At 47.4% G+C, this 19,624-nt stretch carries 17 protein-coding genes; 11 read left to right on the top strand and 6 right to left on the bottom strand.

The annotated features are described in order from the left end of the window. Positions 1–80: 80 nt before the first annotated feature. The 9 genes from AB4124_RS26665 (at position 81) to AB4124_RS26625 (ending at position 13,065) form a co-directional block, all read left to right on the top strand. Complete coding sequence (locus AB4124_RS26665; protein WP_441974759.1) at positions 81–719, top strand: L,D-transpeptidase family protein; 639 nt, start codon at positions 81–83, stop codon at positions 717–719. 378 nt (positions 720–1,097) lie between these two features. After that, entirely contained in the window at positions 1,098–3,662 is a 2,565-nt protein-coding gene (locus AB4124_RS26660; protein ID WP_441974706.1) for a LuxR C-terminal-related transcriptional regulator, read from the top strand. 156 nt (positions 3,663–3,818) lie between these two features. Next, entirely contained in the window at positions 3,819–8,264 is a 4,446-nt protein-coding gene (locus AB4124_RS26655; protein ID WP_441974705.1) for an S-layer homology domain-containing protein, read from the top strand. 198 nt (positions 8,265–8,462) lie between these two features. Further along, complete coding sequence (locus tag AB4124_RS26650) at positions 8,463–9,293, top strand: GNAT family N-acetyltransferase (protein WP_441974704.1); 831 nt, start codon at positions 8,463–8,465, stop codon at positions 9,291–9,293. Between the two features lie 72 nt (positions 9,294–9,365). Further along, positions 9,366–9,632 carry a hypothetical protein gene (locus tag AB4124_RS26645; protein ID WP_441974703.1) on the top strand — a complete coding sequence of 89 codons (267 nt, stop codon included), beginning with the start codon at positions 9,366–9,368 and terminating at the stop codon, positions 9,630–9,632. Positions 9,633–9,676: 44 nt separating this feature from the next. Continuing rightward, positions 9,677–10,369 carry a response regulator transcription factor gene (locus AB4124_RS26640; RefSeq protein ID WP_076321682.1) on the top strand — a complete coding sequence of 231 codons (693 nt, stop codon included), beginning with the start codon at positions 9,677–9,679 and terminating at the stop codon, positions 10,367–10,369. An 83-nt stretch (positions 10,370–10,452) separates the two neighbouring features. Next, positions 10,453–11,376 (top strand): ABC transporter ATP-binding protein, encoded by a 924-nt coding sequence (locus tag AB4124_RS26635; RefSeq protein WP_441974702.1) that lies wholly within the window; start codon positions 10,453–10,455, stop codon positions 11,374–11,376. Next, positions 11,369–12,130, top strand: a complete 762-nt coding sequence (locus tag AB4124_RS26630) for an ABC transporter permease (RefSeq protein ID WP_076321680.1) — start codon at positions 11,369–11,371, stop codon at positions 12,128–12,130. Before AB4124_RS26635 ends, AB4124_RS26630 begins: the two co-directional genes overlap by 8 nt. Before the next feature lie 23 nt (positions 12,131–12,153). Continuing rightward, a complete protein-coding gene (locus tag AB4124_RS26625) occupies positions 12,154–13,065 on the top strand; it encodes a sensor histidine kinase (protein ID WP_441974701.1) in 912 nt (303 codons plus the stop codon). A 300-nt stretch (positions 13,066–13,365) separates the two neighbouring features. Here AB4124_RS26625 and AB4124_RS26620 read toward each other — a convergent pair whose 3' ends face one another. The 4 genes from AB4124_RS26620 to AB4124_RS26605 all read right to left on the bottom strand — a co-directional run bounded on the left by AB4124_RS26620 (position 13,366) and on the right by AB4124_RS26605 (position 16,393). Further along, a complete protein-coding gene (locus AB4124_RS26620; protein WP_441974700.1) occupies positions 13,366–13,863 on the bottom strand; it encodes a YxeA family protein in 498 nt (165 codons plus the stop codon). 114 nt (positions 13,864–13,977) lie between these two features. Then, positions 13,978–14,709 (bottom strand): ABC transporter permease, encoded by a 732-nt coding sequence (locus AB4124_RS26615; RefSeq protein ID WP_441974699.1) that lies wholly within the window; start codon positions 14,707–14,709, stop codon positions 13,978–13,980. 11 nt (positions 14,710–14,720) lie between these two features. Continuing rightward, entirely contained in the window at positions 14,721–15,470 is a 750-nt protein-coding gene (locus AB4124_RS26610; protein WP_441974698.1) for an ABC transporter permease, read from the bottom strand. Next, entirely contained in the window at positions 15,470–16,393 is a 924-nt protein-coding gene (locus AB4124_RS26605; protein ID WP_441974697.1) for an ABC transporter ATP-binding protein, read from the bottom strand. The genes AB4124_RS26610 and AB4124_RS26605 overlap by 1 nt, the downstream gene beginning before the upstream one ends. A gap of 152 nt (positions 16,394–16,545) precedes the next feature. Between AB4124_RS26605 and AB4124_RS26600 the strand changes: the two genes are divergently transcribed. Both AB4124_RS26600 and AB4124_RS26595 read left to right on the top strand, forming a co-directional pair. Then, on the top strand, positions 16,546–17,259 hold the full coding sequence (locus AB4124_RS26600) for a response regulator transcription factor (RefSeq protein ID WP_215162392.1): 714 nt from the start codon (positions 16,546–16,548) through the stop codon (positions 17,257–17,259). Further along, positions 17,259–18,647 (top strand): sensor histidine kinase, encoded by a 1,389-nt coding sequence (locus tag AB4124_RS26595; protein WP_441974696.1) that lies wholly within the window; start codon positions 17,259–17,261, stop codon positions 18,645–18,647. Before AB4124_RS26600 ends, AB4124_RS26595 begins: the two co-directional genes overlap by 1 nt. Positions 18,648–18,823: 176 nt before the next feature. Here the strand turns inward: AB4124_RS26595 and AB4124_RS26590 are convergent, their stop codons facing one another. Both AB4124_RS26590 and AB4124_RS26585 read right to left on the bottom strand, forming a co-directional pair. Beyond that, entirely contained in the window at positions 18,824–19,027 is a 204-nt protein-coding gene (locus tag AB4124_RS26590; protein ID WP_441974695.1) for a GyrI-like domain-containing protein, read from the bottom strand. Continuing rightward, positions 18,972–19,400 (bottom strand): helix-turn-helix transcriptional regulator, encoded by a 429-nt coding sequence (locus AB4124_RS26585; protein WP_441974694.1) that lies wholly within the window; start codon positions 19,398–19,400, stop codon positions 18,972–18,974. The genes AB4124_RS26590 and AB4124_RS26585 overlap by 56 nt, the downstream gene beginning before the upstream one ends. Between the last annotated feature and the right edge of the window lie 224 nt (positions 19,401–19,624).

Genomic DNA, 19,624 nt, shown 5'->3' with positions numbered 1-19,624 from the left:
TAAAGATGTTTGATCAATATGAAAATATCTTAACTTGGTGAAAATACATGATACCAACTAATCAAAAATTAATTCTAATCATGTTGGCAATCCTAGGAGTATTTCATTTAACTACTCCTGTCTTGCCGATAATACATGATCAAAGCAATCTTGAGATTGCAATTTACCCCGAACGTCACAAATTACTTGTACGAGAACATGGGCAAGTAATTAAGACCTACTCTGTAGCTGTTGGCAATCCGTCAACTCCGACTCCAGTGGGAGATTTTAGAGTTGAATATAAAGGAACGAATTGGGGACCCTCATTTGGCCCACGTTGGATAGGATTAAATGTACCGTGGGGGAATTTTGGAATTCACGGTACGAATAAGCCCTATTCAATTGGTCAACACCTTAGCCATGGTTGTATCCGGATGCATAATAAGGATGTTATTGAACTGTACGAATTAATTCCGATTGGAACCAAAGTAACGATATACGGTCATGTACTTGGAGACACAAATCAAAATCCGAGGGATTTAGCTGAAGGGGATGTTGGTGGAGATGTGCAGCTTATTCAATCCCGGCTAAAAAGTGCAGGATATTACAATGGGGAATGTGACGGGAAGTTCCGCTTCAATACAACCGAGTCACTTAAGAAATATCAGAGGGATCATCACCTTATTCCAAATGGTGTTGTTTCTCGAAAGGTATATGAAGAGTTTGGTTTGATTGAATAGATTAGAAACCAAGGCAAACAGCCCTCATTCTGCTTAAGCAAAATGGGGGCTGTTTGTTGGCGGCAGAAACGGATTCACGCGACCTAGACAAAGATCAACCCATTCATAATCGTCCATGCTGCTTTACTCAGATGGCATATTGAGTGATTTCCAAGTATCGACTCTATTAAGAAAACGAGTTGTTCCCAAAATACAGGTGCAAAAGTTCTTAAACTAAGATAATCTGAATTTTAGATATCCTTCATTTTATAAAACATGTCACACATCTGCTGGTTATCCCCAGATTCCGGAAATTTTTATTGACAAAACCTAAGAAACGGCCCATAGAGGCTAACGAAAAGAGGCTGCATGATACAAGAGAGAGAGGAAAGCCATTTCTTGCTTTCAACTAAATTGAAACTGCCCCAGCCCCTTTATCAATCAGTGCCGCGTCCCCGGCTGCTTGCACGATTGAATGCGGGACTAAACCGCAGGGCGACATTCGTGACGGCTCCTGCCGGATACGGTAAAACGACACTGGTCAGTGATTGGGCCAGACAACTGGACCTACCCGTCGGGTGGTTATCGCTGGATGACAAGGATAATGACCTCATCCGATTTTGGAACTACTTCATGAAAGCGATCGAACAGGCAATCGGTAGGTTGTCAGACTCCGTTCGTGCCTCGAACGCAATGCTAAGCCCGGGCCAATACGAGCCATTTATGGTTACTCTGTTAAATGAATTGAACAGCCTGAATGAGCCGACTATTCTGATATTGGATGACTGGCATGTCATACATAATACGGATATCCAGGCGTCCGTTTCTTATTTTCTGGAGTATTTGCCTTCCTACGTGCATCTTTGTTTCTCAAGTCGAAGCATCCATGGATTTCTAAAGTCAAGATGGATTAGTCGGGACTGGATCCAGGAAATCCATACCCAGCAGCTGTGTTTCAATATGCAGGAGACGGTGAATTTCTTCCAAAACGTTGAGAAGAGGGAGCTGCAGAGAGAGCAGATTGAACGAATCCAATTTCAAACCGAGGGCTGGGTGACAGGACTTAGGCTGATCTCGTTGTCTATTCATGATGATGAGTGGATGGGAGCTTTCAAGTATGTACATTCCAACCCGGAACGCGTCGAGCTATATTTATTGGAGGAAGTGTTTGAATCGTTGGATGAGCCAACAAGGCAATTTCTGTTGAACGTCTCGATTTTACAGCGAATGAACGGTCAGCTATGTAAGGTTGTAGCTGGCGAACATGGTGCACAGATGCTAGCGGAGCTGGATAAACGCAGCATGTTCCTCATCCCGCTGGATGAGAACAGGGACTGGTTCCGATTTCACCATGTATTCGGCGAGTTTTTGCTGAAGCAGCAGCGACGCCTTGATCCTGCGAGGACAAATGTGCTCTTCCAATCGGCTGCAGCCTGGTGTGAATCGCAGGGACTGCTCGAAGAAGCGATAGATTACTACTTGGCCGGAGCCTATCATTCGGAAGCGATACGTCTGCTAGAACAGATGAGAAGTTTGATGGTCCGCAGGGAATTTTCGACCATGAAGGTGTGGTTGTCGGCGATTCCCGAGGAACTGCTTATGCAGTATCCGTACCTTTATTTTTCGTACATTTTTTCGTTATTGTGGTCCCAGGAGCTGGAGCTGTCGGAGCGGTATTTACAGCTAGCAGAAAAGCATTATGCTGCTTCCTCAGCAAGCTGGAGCCCGGAAGAGAATAATCGCTATTTGGGATATTTGTATTATGTAAGGAATTTTAAAGCGACCCAATATGACATGGATATGATAAAAGGACTGGAGTATATCCATCTGTCACTTCAGCATAGTCCTAAAGGAACGGATCTGATCTTTGCATCTCCTCATATGCCACTTTCTCCTTCTATCTACAGGTCATACAATGGCAAGCGCGGCCAACATTTGCCTCGGAGCCTTTCGGATACCTTCTTTTTGAGCATGATCGAGTTCATGAAGCCAATGGGCCTGCAGGATTCGGTCGTTGTTTGTTATGGTGAATTACTCTACGAACGCAACGAGCTGGAGCAGGCGGAGGATTACTTGAAACTGGGCTTACAAGGCACGAGTCAGGCGCATTATCAACCAGAGAAGGTATACGTTCCCGCTAGTCTTTTCATGTCACGTATCAGCAAATCCAGGCAGGACATCAGTCAAGCCGAAAAATGGTTGGAGGAAGCCTATAGAAGGGCGATTGAGGATGGCGCTAAGGAAGCCCCCATCTTGCTGGATGTCGAAATGGCTCGTCTGCGAGTGGATTCTGGAGACTTATCTGCAGCTATTGAATGGAAGGATCGCTACAAGGTCTCGTCGGATGATCCGGTATCCGTATATCAGCTATTCGTCTATATCTTCCTTGTTAGAGTATTGGTGGAGACCGGCAACACTCAGGAGGCAGGGGCGTTATCTGAGAGATTGCTGCAAATTGCGGTAAAAGGCCATCGTCCGATGGACGCTTTGGAGATCCAAGTGCTCCAGGCGATGATGCTGCAGGTGAGGGATAAGCCGCAACAAGCACTGCTCAAGCTGGAAGAGGCGCTTACATTTGCGAAGCCCGATGATTATATCCGTGTGTTTGTTGATAAAGGCCATCTGGTAGCAGAGCTGCTAGCGGAATATGTCCAACATCGTCAAAAAGGGAATATTCGAGATAAAAATGCGCCTTCACTTGCCTATGTGCGGAGAATATTGTCCGCTTTCGGAGGAACAGCCGAATCTCCGGTACAAGGCAAAGCAACATTAGAAAAGCTTCTGACACCGCGAGAATATACGATATTTCGTTATATGGAGGAAGGGATGGACAATCCGGCAATCGTTGAAACGCTTGGCATCGGAATGGGGACCTTGAAGGCACATATCAATCGCATTTACAGCAAGCTGCAGGTGAAAAACCGAGTCGAGGCGATTAAAAGAGGTAAAGAGTTTCAGGGTTAAACACAGAAGTTTCAACAGCAGGCTCGCCGGATGGCGGGTCTCTTTTTAATGTGTGAACTATAACCGGGCCTATAACCGGGGTTAGATTCGAACTATCGAAAAATCCAATATAATGTTCATCGTGACAACTGAATAACGAAAGGAAGAAAAGATCAGATGAGACGCATCTTCTGTATTTCGATGGCATTATTTCTCGTGATAGGCATCATCCCGTTTCAAGCATTCGCTTCGAATGATGCAATGTCCGGTGATGGGACGGCGAACAATCCTTACGTCATTACAACGTTAAATCAATTAAACGCCGTGCGTAATGATTTGAATGCTCATTACAAGCTCGGAGCGGATATCGATGCTTCGGAGACAGCAAATTGGAGTAACGGGGCTGGCTTTATGCCTATAGGCAACGACGGAAACGGGAATAGCCCGTTCACCGGTGTCTTTGATGGAGCTGGACATGTCATCCGTAATTTGACCATTCATCAGCCCAAGATTGACATTGTCGGCCTATTCGGGATGGTAGGCTCCAACGGGGTGATAGACCATATCGCTCTCGAAGGAGGTTCGATCATCGGAAACAACCATGTAGGCGGGCTTGCAGGGCGTAACACTGGAACGATTGAGCAGTCCTACGTTACCGGAACGGTTAGAAGCCAGATGACCACCGTCGGAGGGTTGGTCGGATACAATGGCATTCACGGTAAAATAACCTCCTCTTACTCTACGAGTGCCGTCACCGGTACCGATTATGTCGGTGGTTTGGCAGGGCGTAATGACGGGACGGTGAGTGACTCCTATGCTGCCGGTACGATCAGTGGTACCTCTATAGTCGGAGGGTTAGTAGGGGATAATGAAGGTGGGGAAATATTCCGGTCCTACGCCACGGGTGCCGTCAGCGGGAGCGCTGAACATGTCGGCGGCCTGGTCGGTTATAATATTTCTGCTCTCATTAGTCAGTCATACGCCACGGGAGCTGTACATGGCGGGAGTGCTGTCGGCGGTCTTGTGGGCAGCACGGACCACGGATCGATCATTCAGTCATACGCCACTGGCAGCGTCAGCGGGCGCGATCATATTGTGGGTGGTCTGGTGGGGAGTAATAGCGGAACTTTTAGCGACAGTTTCTGGGATGCCGAAACGGTCGGCTTGGATAACGCCTGCGGATACGATACATACGGATCTTGTAAAGCGACCGGCCTCACTACCGCACATGCACTAACCCCATCGAGTTACTCGGGCTGGGATTTCAACAATGACTGGTTTATGGTCGAAGACTCGACACGACCATTCCTTCGCTCCGAATGGTCGGCCGCAATTGGGAACTCGCATCAACTGCAACTGATGGCCATGGATCTGTCAGCGAATTACACACTGGCGCAGGGTATTGATTTCGACACAACGTTCACTGACAACAGTCGCTCCGATATGTGGGCGACGAGTATAGGGAACGGTTTCGGTTTTGAACCAATCGGTAATGACAGCACTCCGTTCACAGGTACGCTCGACGGCCAAGGATATGATATTACCGGCCTTTATATCAACAGGAGCAGTTTGTTGAGTGTCGGTATGTTCGGTCATATTTCTGGCGGTGAGGTTCGAGACGTTCATTTAAAGAACGGGGATGTCACCGGCGGCCTTCAGACAGGCATGCTGTCGGGACAGAACGGCCCCAGCAGTCAGATTATGAAGGTCCATGTTTCAGGGAATGTTACCGGAGCAGACAAGACGGGTGGTCTGATCGGGTATAACGACGGAATGATCGGCAGTTCTAGTTCGACTGCGACGGTCAATGGAATGAACGAAGTCGGTGGACTGGTCGGAAGGAACAGCATAGGGAGTGTTACTGAGGCTGTGTATGCTACCGGGAGCGTTAGCGGAAACAGCCATATCGGTGGATTGATCGGCTTGAATGCGGGTCTGGCAAATAAGGCGTACGCAACGGGTCAAGTTGATGGTCAATTCAATGTCGGCGGGTTGGTCGGACTCCTTGATATGAATAGCCAAGTTAACCTGTCCTTCGCCGCTGGGACTGTTACCGGAATGGATTTTGTCGGAGGCCTCGTGGGGCGGAATGAGAGCGGTAAGGTCAATGATTCCTACGCAATCGGTTCCGCTTCCGGTCGTTCCGATGTTGGCGGACTCGTGGGAAGGAATATCGGTGACATCAGGACCACTTATGCCGTCGGCGGTGTAACCGGCAGCGGCGAAGTCGGGGGGTTGGTCGGACGGGAATTCGGCACGGTTACAGCGAGCTTCTATAATAAGGAAACGACCGGACAATCTGATACTGGCAAAGGTGAACCGCGGGTGACGTCGGAAATGAAACAGCATGCACTCTTCGGTACCGAGTGGGACTTCAGCGGAATATGGGTGTTACAGGAGGGAGCCATGTTTCCTGTTCTACAAGGAATTGCAGCGAACCTGGAATGGGACGCTGCTCCACCAACCGTCACCAGTGCGAAGATTAAACGTGAGCATCCGAATAACGTCATCGTGACCTTTGATGAAGAAGTCACCCTCACTGACGCCGGAGGTATTACAATTACAGCGGACGGGAGGCCTTCTACTATTACTCGGGTGAGCGGATCGGGAACTCATACGCTTGTCTTTAATGTAGATAAAGCATTTGAAGAAGATCAACAGGTTCTCCTATCCTACGATAAACAATCGGGAAATATTTCCGACCACGCAAACAATGCGTTGCTCAGTTTAACGGATCGAATCATCGACAACCTGACTCTTCCCGTTGACCATACACCGCCATCCATCTCCATTATGATGACGACAGCGGATGGAATGGAATATGTTGATCGCACGTGGAGCAATCAAACGGTTAACGTAAGTGCAGAAGCATCTGACGAGTCTGGCGTCACTTCATTTACGTATTCGCTAAATGACGGAGTGTCGTGGAGTTCTTATTTATCAGATATCGTCCTTCGTGATGAAGGTGTTCATACAATTTCGTTCAAGGCCGTCGATACAGCGGGCAATGAATCGATTGAACGACGTACAGTCTGCATCAGCACAACGGGTATAACTTTGACGCCTACACTAGTGAAGGCGGATGGAAGTGAATATACGAGCGGCGAATGGGCTAGGTCGAGCGTAACCTTGAGCGTCTATGCCGAATCGGGAGTCAGCGAGATCGATAATCTGACCTACACCCTGAATGGGGGGCCTTCACAAGCCTACGAGAACAAGGCCCTCATTGAAATATCGAGCGAAGGCGAAACTAACATTCGTTTTGAGGCGTCCAATCAAGCGGGCAATACGTTATTCTTGGACATCACGGTGAAGATCGACAATACGCCGCCATCGATTACGATTCACCCTAATGGAAGTGAAATGCAGGCAACATCGGCAACACCGAGGGTAACGGTCATTGATTCAGGAAGCAGCATAGATAAAGCCTCGCTGGAGTTTCATTGGACGACCGATTCGTCCATGCCAGCTACAGGCTGGAGACCATTTGTGAACGAGGCTACGCTTATGAAAAGTGGTGTTGACGGTGATTGGTACTTGCATGTAAGAGCACAGGACCAAACAGGTAATGCAGTTAACGTCACGTCCAGCCGATATCGTTTGATAACCCAGACGACGAGTGAAGCAAGCGATGCAAATCTCACTAACGATAGCCATATATATTCACTGCCGAGCAACACCTTTCTTGTAGGCTTGGAAGGGAGAACCATTGCTTTTGAGGGTGGGCAGATTCTCATTCTTGCTAAAGCACTGAAGAGGCCATTTTATTTATCCATAAATCTAAAACTTCTAGATGATGAAGAATTTCCCTTATCCGCAGGAGAACAATTAGCTAGTAAAATCGTGGAGTTCAAGAAAGATGTATCCGGAAAATTCGATACAGAGGTAACCATCCGCTTGAAATTTGACGCAAACGCCATACAAAAAGGCCTTCATGTGCTCCAACTCCGTCAGTTTAACGAAGATACGAAGGAATGGGTAGCGCTGGATAACGTCAACATTGACTGGGATGAGGGGATTATAAGTGGTACAACCGACCACTTTACTTCATTTGCGATTTTCGCGAGAACGATGGTGCCAGCTGAAATCGGTGTTACGTTTACCGATGTGAAGGGTCATTGGGCACAAAAGAATATTGAGAAAATCACAGGAAAAGGCGTTGTGAACGGTTATACAGACGGAAGTTTCAGACCTGATCGTACGATTAGCCGAGCAGAATTAGCAGCAATCCTGGTTCATGCATTGGGGCTCACTAGTAAAGGTAATAAGGAGTTCGACGATACAACGAATCATTGGGCGAGGGAAGCTATTACAACAGCGTATTATTACGGAATCATTCAAGGATACGATTCGGTTACCTTTGGCCCCGACGATTTCATTACGCGCGAAGAAATGGCACAAATGGTGGTTCAAGCTTTTCAATTGGACCATGCGCGTACCAACAAAATCTTTACCGATCAGGATAAGATTGCGGCTTGGGCACGGAAAGCGATGATGATTGCAGTAGATCATGGAATCATGAAGGGTTATCCAAACGACATGATAAAACCCAAATCTCATGCTAGCCGTGCAGAAGCGATTACCGTGATTTGGCGCGCCATGGAGACAAAAGGCTTGGATTAACGAGTGTCGAATAAGGGAAGAACTTGCTGGCATTTAGCCACAAGTCCTTTTTTCTTTGTGTAGTCAAATGAATGCCCTCACATCATGTGAGTATGGTAAAGTAGAACTTAACGGACAGATGATGTTCGTCTCCCGGCTAGGTGTTTCGAATTTTTATAGCTTTAGTTTTATTGATGCGACAGTTAAAAGGAGAAAAATATGTTAACGACACAACAACTACAAGACATTGAACAATTGCAAAAAGAGTGTGAAATTCTTGATCATGTACAACTGAAGCTTAACTGGGAAATGCTAAGAGATCGCCAAACGGAGCCGCTTGATTTTTTTCATTATGAAAACGGCGAACTTATAGCGTTTTTAGGTCTGTATGCTTTTGGTTCTACTGTCGAGGTATGCGGCATGGTAAAACCAAGTGAACGTCGAAAGGGGCATTTCGGGCGGTTGTTTCACCTGGCAATGGAAAAAGCAAACTCAAATAGATACAAGAAAATCTTGTTGAACGCGCCTGCGGGATCAGATGCGGCAAAATTCTTTTTGAATACACAAGGTGCTGAATATGCATTCTCGGAGCATCAAATGGAGTGGCGCGAAACGCCTCTGGTGGAGACGAACGATGTGCTTCTGAGACAGGCAACCGAAGAAGATTACGAAATGAGCGTTCGTTTGTCCGTGACGGCGTTCGGATTGGAAGAAGATGACGCCAGAGCGATGGAAAGCCATCATTTCGCGGATAACACGGATATGCTCATGATTGACGTGAAAGAAGAAACGGTTGGAAAACTTCGGGTGAGTCGTGAAGACGGGCAGGCATGGATTTATGGTTTCTCCATCTTGCCGGAATATCAGGGCAGAGGTATAGGCAGGAAAGTGCTTCGTCAAGTCGTTAAAGAGCAAAGCTCTGCTGGATTTACGATACACTTAGAAGTCGAAACGAGAAACGACCATGCTTTGAGGTTATATGAGTCAGTTGGATTCAAAGCAGTACATGTGCAAGATTATTATAAACATGAATGCAAACGAAAACTCTAAGGTTCTCACCCCTTGCTTGAGGACTGTGCAGAACGTGCCGAACACCTCCGAATTACGGGGGTGGAGGTTGTCATGGTAATGGGCGCTGAACTCATGCTCTTTACACGCGGCTTCTTTCCCGACGAGACTCTGCCGGAACGCCTCGAGGCTTTGTCCAAACCAACGGTTAGCCGTACTGCGTTCGAGAAACTACCGACTCTACTGGACAGCTTCCTAACCCGTGGCGTTGACGTCGTGCGAGTTCGATTCGGGGGTTATGATACGTACGCGTCCTTGCTTACCGAACCTGTGAACTGGGAACCTTTCGACTCATATCTTTTATTGCTAAAGGATATCTAAGTAATAAGCTACTACATGCTACTACATAATATTAAGGAGATACGATGGATAATTCGATACATATTCTCGTAGCCGAGGACGATAGTGATATTAGCCAGCTGTTATGCAGCATTATAAGAAAAAGCGGCTACGTTCCACAGCCCGCGTTCTCCGGCACAGAAGCGCTTCTCTATCTGGAGCAGCGCCAATGGAGCATGGTACTGCTCGATCTGATGTTACCGGGAATGACAGGTGAGGAACTGCTCAAACGGATCGACGGACGGAGAAATGGTCCAGTTATTATTATTTCAGCCAAGGGCGAACAGCATACCAAGGTATCGGCACTGCGAGGGGGGGCGGACGACTTCATTACGAAACCGTTCGATATCGAGGAAGTGTCGGCGCGAATCGATTCCCATCTGCGTCGGTTTGCGCAGATAGCGCTGCCGATTGTACCCAACGTTCTGCAGCATAATGGACTTGTGCTCGACCGCGACGCTAAGTCCGTAACGACGGATGGGATAGAGCTTGCACTGACTGCCCGGGAGTATGAGATTCTCGCGTTGTTAATGTCAGCGCCTAAAAAGGTATTCACGAAAGCCGATCTATATGAAAGCGTATGGAACGAGCCATTCTATGGAGACGTCAACACGGTCAACGTACATATGAGCAATTTGCGCAGCAAGCTGGCAAAGGCCGCGCCGGGCAGCGAATTTATCGAAACGGTATGGGGCATAGGTTATCGGCTCATGCCTTAAGACATTCTTAAGATTTGGCTTTAGACCCTCTTAATTTTTTGTTCCTATACTTGGTCTATCACATAAGGGAGGCCAAGACGACGATGAGCGAATATGTATTGCAAACGAACCAGTTATCCAAGAAATTCAAAGGTAGCCTAGCGTTGGACAAAGTGAATTTATCCATCCGCAAGGGCTCCATTTATGGCTTTATTGGGCAGAACGGAGCAGGAAAATCGACGCTTATACGCATCGTGACAGGGCTTGCTTTTCCAACCGAAGGAACGATCGAACTGTTCGGCGCCAGCGATGAGCGGACGTTGATTCAAGCTCGTAAGCGGATCGGGTCGATTATCGAGAGCCCGGCGTTGTTTCCTCATATGACCGCCGCTGAGAATTTGGAGGCGAACCGGATTCTCCGTGGCATCCCCGGCCAAGATTGCGTCCCAAGCATGCTTGAACTGGTCGGACTACAGGGAACGGGCAGGAAGAAAGCGAAAAATTTCTCACTTGGAATGAAGCAGAGACTCGGACTCGCAATCGCCTTACTAGGTGAGCCGGAATTTCTCATCCTGGACGAGCCGACCAACGGGCTCGATCCGATGGGGGTCATTGAAATGCGCGAGCTGCTCAAGCGGCTCAACCGCGAGCGAGGGATTACGATTCTGATCTCTAGTCATATTCTGAGTGAGTTGTATTTACTGGCGAGCCACTTCGGCATCATTCATCACGGCCAGTTGCTGGAGCAGCTCACTGCCCAAGAATTGAACGGCAAATGCCAGCAGTACGTGTTTATTAAAGCGGATAATCCGGACAAAGCGGCAACTGTAATTCAGAATGAGCTTGGCACAACCGATTTCGAAGTGATGCCCGATGGCGCCATCAAGCTGTATAGCAGCATCGAGCACCCAGGTAAAGTATCTTCGGCACTATTCACCGCGGGCCTGGAGATTGAGCAGTTTATGCCGATGGGCGAAGACTTGGAGAGCTATTTCACGAAGCGGATCGGGGGTGCCCTGCATGTATAATTTAATCAGAGCCGAGCTATTCAAGCTGCGCAAGGACAGATCGTTCCGTGTGCTACTGCTCGCAATCGCTGCTCTTTCACTAGCGTATCCGCTGCTCTATTATTTTGACAATATGTCCAATGGAGATCCGCAGATCACCGGTGCCGAATTTCTACTAAACTTTATTACGGGCAATGCCTATGTTATCAAATTCGGGGTAGCCGCTCTGGCGGGATTCTTCATCTCTAACGAATATTCGACAGGTGTTATGAAAACTATTGCATCGTCGGGCAATGATAGAGGGCGGCTGTTTGCCGCCAAAGTGATCGGATTCGCAGTCGGTGCGATGGCTATCTCTCTTGTATTTCCGATCGTCAGCACGATCGAAGTTTCAGTGCTTGCAGGTTTCGGTCAACTGCCGGAGGGGCTCGACACGTTCTTCATACCGAGAGTCCTCGGACTAACACTGTTGTATGCTTCGGGCTATGCGGCGGTTGGGGCCATGTTCACAACCGTATTGACCGATAGCGGCAAAACGATCGGCTTCTCGATGATTTTCTTCCTAATGATTGATTCAATTATGACCGGTTTGGGTGAATATGTCCCATTGTTTACTACGCTATACGATTATTCTATCTTCAAGCTACTAGGCAATATCAGTAAGACCAATATCGACAACGGTGATCTGCCAGCACTTCTGCTCGTGCCATTGCTGACGATCGTCATATCCGGTCTGCTTGGTATTCTCGTGTACCGTAGAAAGGAAATTAAATAAAGGACGAGAGAGGCGGGAGAGTCTTGCTTATCATAACGCTTATATTGGCTACGGTGGTGGCTCTCCTGCTAGCCCGTCTGCTGCTGTTGAGGCGGGAGTTGGGGAGGATGACAGAGCAACTGTGCCGTTACAATAAACGGACAACCGGCAAAAAAATCAACTTAACTCTATTCGACAGGAGGCTCGAAGCGCTTGCGGTACAAATTAATCGCCAGTCCGATCTCATCGTCGACGCGGAGGCCCTCAGAAGACGAACCGAGAATGAGTTAAGGCAGGCGATTGCGAACATTTCCCATGATATTCGGACTCCTCTGACCTCCATAATCGGTTTTATTCAACTACTGGAAGCAGAATCTATTACGCCTGAGGAGAAGCTTGAATACGTCACAATCGTTAAAAATCGTACAAGACGGCTTCAAGCGCTATTGAACGATTTCTTCGAGCTGTCGTTAATCGAGTCTTCGGATTATCGACTTAAAACCGAGCGTATCGGAATGACCACCCTCCTGACAGACACTCTCGTTGGTTTCTATGATCGGTTCAACGAAAGGGGTATCACGCCGGAGATCCGATTGCCGAAGGAAGAGGTGGCTGTATATGCCGACGAATCTGCTGTGCGAAGGGTCCTCGAGAATTTGCTCGCCAATACGGTCGAACATGCTACCGGTCTTGTGGTCATTCGCTTCGAGCAACATCATAAGACGGCCGACTTTACGATTGTTAACGAAGCAAAGGAATTATCCGAAAGCGATGTGAGGTTCTTATTCGATCGCTTCTATACGGTCGACCGTACCCGATCCGCCCAAGGATCGGGACTTGGTCTTTCCATTGCCAAAAGTTTAATGGACAAGATGAATGGCTCGTTGACAGCGGAGCTACATGAAGGTAACTTGACGATGACCTGCCGGTGGAAGTTGAGATCCACTGATAGATGACGGTGTCAGATTTCTCAACAAACAGGTCTCACTACCGATAAGTGCCATTGAGGAATACGAAATGATAATATTCCCAAGATGTATCAACTATTGTATGACTAGATGCGTTCTATATTATAGAATTTAGATGATCATGCTCACAGCATATCTGTATATGGAGTGGATAATCATGCTATCCGAACATAAACGAAACATAGTGAAGTGAGCCCTGCAAGGACTCGCTTTTGTTATGCTATTTAGCAAGCTGTACGTTGTCAGATGCCAGATCGAATAATACCCGTATCGGGGAAGAGACGGCGATTATCTTGCCTGAGCAGGTGGGCTTCGGATCGATCGTGTATTACGAAGTTTTGGATTACATTGATAAGAGAACAACTTGAGAAGAAAACAGGTGAGTGTACACGTCAATTCGAGCAAATTATTACGATCGGCACGGTTGTATTTTTTAGGAACGGAGGGCTCGGATAAGCTTGGTATAATACAGATAGGAGAAGAGCCGCTCTCATACGGAGTGGCTCTTCTGCCATTGTATATCTTTTTCTTTCTGCACTTAGAGGTAAGCTGCTTCGCCTGCACAGGTATAGCGTCTGCCGAGACTTCTTCCCAGTAGGTGACGCCCCTCAGCATTGAGACATACAGCTTTAAATATGCCCCGTTTTGTAATGGTTTGCTAGAAGAAAAGGACAATGATTTCGGCTTCCCTTCGTTTGTATAGCTAACCAATACGTAGATATATCTACCATTATTCCCAATGCCGGGAGCACAATCCACGATGGTATAGTAGGTTTCTTTGCCCATCGGAAGATCTGAGGTCAATTTGACAGTTGACATAAAAATCACAAATAGTGCAATTCAAAATGCGAGGATGGCAAATGCTCTTTTCATATTCAATGCTCCTTTTTCTTTATGAATTTAGGATGAAGCGATATCTTTGTATTTCAAGCGGCGGATGGACCATGCTCCGAATAGCAGAATAAAGGTGCTGTTCATGAACATAAAAACGAGGCTCTCCGCAAGGGTTAGTCCTTTTTGACTCAGGACGCCCATGCCTATGGTTAACAAAGAGTAGGGAAACAGCATGCCGAAGTTCAGCACATACAAGCCGAGTCCCAGAAAAACGGCGCAAAGGCTGATACCGATAGGCGTAGCGAAACTTCTGATCCTTATGGACAACCCCAACTGCAGTGCCGCAATGGAAATGGAAGCGAACCATCCGCGCAGGCTCCATATTACGGTTTCCATCGGGAACGGGCCCGGAATGGAGAATAACCGGCCAGCGGCCCAGTACATGAACATAAAGAAGGTCTGGGCGGCAAAGATCAGCATGCTGACAGTAAACAATTTGGCAACAAACAGGCTGGTGATGGACATTGGGGAGGCAAGAACCATATTCCAGTTACGATTTGCGTGTTCCAATCGGCATACGAAGGCACAGCAGATGGCAATCAGAATGGGCAGAAAAAACTCACCATAAAACAAACTGACTTGTGTCCACAGGCTGTACCAACCGTTCTGCAAGGCTGCTTGGTTGAAATAAAAGTTAAAGCATCCGATCAGCAGGCTGAATACGGGCAGTATCGCCAGTACCAGGCCGATGCGGGAATGTCGAAGTTTGAGCCATTCGGCGGAAATGCTCCTTAACATGGGGTTCCTCCTTAGATCTCTTGTTTTGAAGTGTGAATGCTCCCTGCAAAATAGAAAACCGCAGCCAGAAGAATAGAAGCAATCAGCAATCCAGCAGGCAGCGGGCCGGATAGATATGAACCTGAAGTAGAGCTGTACACATAGGTAACTGGACTTAAATCCATGTAGTAGGACCAAACGAACAGGTGACGAATGCCGGACGGAAATAGCCCGGATGTCGTTCCAATAAAGCCGCCCAGCATGCCCAAACATAAGGAGAAAGCCTGATTCCGTACCGTAAGGGACAACCATTGCTGGAGAGCGATGATGACGAATGTTGTTACCATCGTTCCGATGGTAAATTGGACGAGCAGGGAAAGTGGTAAACTCCCGCCAATGCCTTTGGATTTGCCGAATCCCACGATGAAAACTGCCTGCGCCATAATACCGTAGAGGATCAGGCTGTTCGCACATATGTATTTTGCAGCGTAGACATGATTCCGACCTATATTGGTTGTCATTAACATTTTCCACGTGTTTCCCTTATGCTCCATGTCACAAATGCGGGAAACCACAATAGCTGAAATAATAGGAAGAAACAGACCGTTCATGGAAGAGATGCTGAAGATCAAGGCTTCCCAACTCGCATTAGCAGCGCTCCTTGAAATGGAAATACTCATGGACATGGATGCCCAGACCATCTCAGCAGCAAGAAACAGCGTAAGCATGACCCAGATCCGTTTGCGGCGAATTTTGAAATACTCCAGTGATAGAGCAATCATTATAGGCTCCGCTCCCTTCCGGTCAAATCAAGGAAAATGTCTTCCAGGCTCTTTTTATGCTCCTCAATCCGGATGACGGGAAGATCTTGTTCCACCAGCACCCGATTTATGCGTGAAACTTCCTCGTCCGGGAGATGTTCAAACACAAGCTGTTTCCCCTGGATTTTGGGCAAATATCCTTGGGTTAGCAGAATCTTCGCCGCTCTTGTCGGGTCCGTTGTCTTGAAACGAATGGTGGCTTTGTTGCTGGTTTGGAGGTTCTGCATCGTCCCCTGAAAAAGCAGCTTACCGTCATTGATAATGCCTACGGATGTTGCAATCTGCTCTATCTCCGACAATAGATGGCTCGATAACACCACGGTAATCCCGTATTGTCCGGGGAGGGATTTGATTAACTCACGGATTTCGCCGATACCCGCAGGATCAAGGCCGTTCGTTGGCTCATCCAGAATCAGCAGGCTGGGAAAGGCGAGCAGAGCCATGGCAATGCCTAGCCGTTGTTTCATACCCAAAGAGTATTGGTCTGCCTTCTTATGCTTATGGTTTTCGAGTTTTACAATTCGGAGTACCTCGTCTATATTCTTGCTCGGGACGCTGCGGAGACGCTGCATGACCTTCAAATTCTCAAGTCCTGTCAGATGGCCGTAATATGACGGAGATTCGATCAGGGAACCGGTCTGGTTCAGAATGGACGGGCGATGATTGTCCAAGTCTTTGCCAAACATTTTGACCTTGCCTTCGGTAGGCTTAATGAGCCCGAGCAGCATCTTAAGCGTGGTTGTTTTGCCAGCTCCATTCGGGCCCAGGAAGCCGAAGATTTGTCCGGGTTGCACTGTTAGATTCACCTGGTGTACACGGTGTGTACCACTATAAGCTTTGGACAGGTTATGGGTCTCCACGATGGGGGGCGACGTAATTAACATTGATTTCAACTCCATTTCATAAAGGTCTCTGTTGCTCACTATAGAACAGGATTCTTGCGTTCCGCTGAAGTTAACCTTACATTTACCTTAAATAGATTAGGAAAATATCGGCTGCATGCATTCGTCATGTATACTAAATTGGGTGATGTGAAATGGACTTGATAAAGAATAAAAAAATACTGATTGTTGACGACGAGCCTGAAATACGGGAGATGATTGAACGTTTCCTACGAAGAGAAGGCTTCTTCCGGATCTATACTGCCGGCAATTTCTCGAATGCCCTGTCTGTATGCAGATCGGAGAAGCCAGATGCGGCCATATTGGATATCATGCTGCCGGATGGAGACGGCTTTTCGCTGCTTTCATCCATCCGGTCGTTTACGGACATGCCTGTACTGTTTTTGTCTGCGCGAGGTGAAGATGAAGATCGGCTGCTCGGGCTAGGCTTGGGCGCTGATGATTATATGGTCAAGCCCTTTTTGCCCAGAGAGCTTATTCTCCGACTGATGGCTATTTTGAAGCGGGTTTATGCCTCCAACATCGTAGAACGGTTACCTGTATTTCGGTTAGGTGCTCTAACGGTAGATTTGGATAGCGCTGTCGTACTAAGGGAGCACAAAGAATTCTCGTTGACTGCTAAGGAGCACTCCATACTGATGAAGCTGTATGAGAATCAGGGCCGGATCGTAACCAGTGACGCTTTATGCCAAGCCGTATGGGGTGATGAGATTTATGGTTATGAGAACACTTTGATGGTGCATGTTCGACGCATTCGGGAGAAAATCGAGGAAGATCCATCAAATCCGGTGTATTTGTTAACCGTGCGTGGACTCGGGTATAAACTCATGACACAGGAGTCCCGATAATGGATGGCGTTATCCGGATATTACGGCGGTTTGTCGGTTCGACGATTCTGGTTTCCTTTCTTCTGTTGCTGTTCAATCTGGTATTACTCGGTTCATTGATTTTCCAGGAAAACCACAAAGGGCCTTCCCCTGAAGCAATTGTGCAAAAATTGGCCAACGAATTGGTTCTGCAACAGGGAAACTATGTGCTTGGCCATGAGGGGATTCAACTGCTGGATACGCACCAAACTTGGGCCATGTTGATGGATCGGGATGGAGAGGTACAGTGGAGCGAACGACTGCCTGAGGACATTCCAAGGTCCTATGATGTAACGGACGTAGCCAAGTTCTCCCGCTACTATCTGATGGAATACCCCGTATATGTATGGGAACGAGAAGATGGATTGCTGGTATTGGGATATCCCAAAAACACCTACGGAAAATATCAAATCGACTTCTTGGTCGAGTGGCTAAGGTCCCTACCTGTACGAATTTTGTTGTTACTGTTGTGCAATGTAGCCCTTGCACTGCTGGTTTCCGTGCTAATTGGAACGCGGGTCATCCGGGGAATAAGGCCGTTGATTCATGGAATCCATGCTCTTTCCAAGGAAGAGCCGGTCCAGGTGGATACAGGGGGTATATTCAATGATGTGTCCCAAAGCATCAATTCGACCTCTCAGATGCTCCAAGAGAAGAATGATGCACTCAAAGCGAGGGACGTTGCGAGATCGAACTGGATCGCAGGCATCTCCCATGATATCCGGACACCGCTATCCATGATCCTGGGTTATGCGAGCGAGTTGGAGGACCAGCCGGAACTGTCTGCTGAGCATAAACAACAGGCTGCAATCATCCGTCGCCAGGGGGAACGCTTGCGATCTTTGGTGAGTGATCTGAATTTGGTATCGATGCTGGAATACGATATGCAGCCATTACAGTTGAAGTCGATCCGTCTCTCCGCGTTGGCCAGACAGGTCGTATCCGACTTTTTAAACAACGGCCTCGATGAGAGCTATGACATTTCTCTTCATGTGATGGACGAGAGTCTGATCGTGAGCGGGGATGAACGTCTATTGTATCGGGCGATAACGAACCTGGTACAGAACAGTATCAGGCATAATCCGGACGGATGTAAAATTGAATTGAAAACGGGTCCGGCAGACGGGGGGGGTTATAGCTTTGTGGTATCGGACAACGGAAAAGGCATCCCGAAAGAAGAACTAAAGGGCGTGATTTTACTTCCCTACACTTCTGGACGAACACGCCCGAACCGACAAGGACATGGACTGGGACTACCCATGGTGGAGAGGATTGCCAAGGCTCATCAGGGAGAACTGATTCTGGAGAGTGATCGAGGGGAAGGACTTACAGCTGTTGTAAAACTGCCCGCTTCTAAGGTTGGAGAGTAAGCATTGTATCTAATTACTAACATATTCGTTAAAAAGCCGCGAATATCGCGCACATAGACGAACGGATGATCATTTAATGTGTTGGGTATCGTTTATTATTTTAAGCGTAGAGGGCATTAGAGGCAGGACGAGAGAAAGCAGCATGAGAGATTGACCCTCGTGCTGCTCTTCTCGTTCTAAGAGCCCTTCTTCTTAACGACAGGGATCCAAACTTCCATTTCATACATGCTGTTGCCTCTATCGTAAGTCATTTCAAACTCAGGACCATTTGCTGGTTCGTAATTGCAGGTTGGAAACCACTCTGCCCAAATGCGCTTCCACAATTCATGAATACCGCTTTGCCCGTCGGGGTAGAGGCCGGTTGAGAATATCGCCAACATCTCCTCGAATCGAAATATGAAAGGATAATCGAGGATAGGCCTTCAGGGTAACGCCTTTGTCGCGCGCTGACATTGGCATCACACCGTGCATTTTTTTAAACGCTCTAGAAAATGCCTCAGGCGATTCGTAACCATATTTTAAAGCGATGTCGATGACCTTTGTACCGCTCTGCTGCAGTTTAAATGCGGCAAGGGTGAGCCGCCTGCGCCTAATATACTCTGAAAGCGACACATTTGTTATGAACGGAAACATTCGTTGAAAATGGTATGTTGAGCAGCAGGCAATTCTAGCCACGATATCGTAATCAATCGTATCAGACAGGTGTGTTTCTACATATTCCATTGCGTTGTTCATACGATCCAGCCAATCCATACAGACCATCCTTTCAAGATTGAGTATAGGGGATGGTAACCAATGTAACCTAGCAATCCATGCACCGAAATATCATGTTCGAGATGATATGAATAAATCCTTTTTTGTTGATTGTTGATTCAACGATTATTTGCCCAGGTACAGTTTTCATGGGATTTAATTTTGCCAAACGAGTTGAAGAGTGAGTATACTATAAGAATGGATTGATGTAGCAAACCAGTTAT

It is taken from the genome of Paenibacillus sp. 2KB_20 (assembly GCF_052115765.1).
In the GTDB taxonomy this organism is placed as follows: domain Bacteria; phylum Bacillota; class Bacilli; order Paenibacillales; family Paenibacillaceae; genus Paenibacillus_AQ.
The sequence above is the reverse complement of the archived record's forward strand: the minus strand, read 5'-3'. Positions and strand labels throughout refer to the sequence as shown.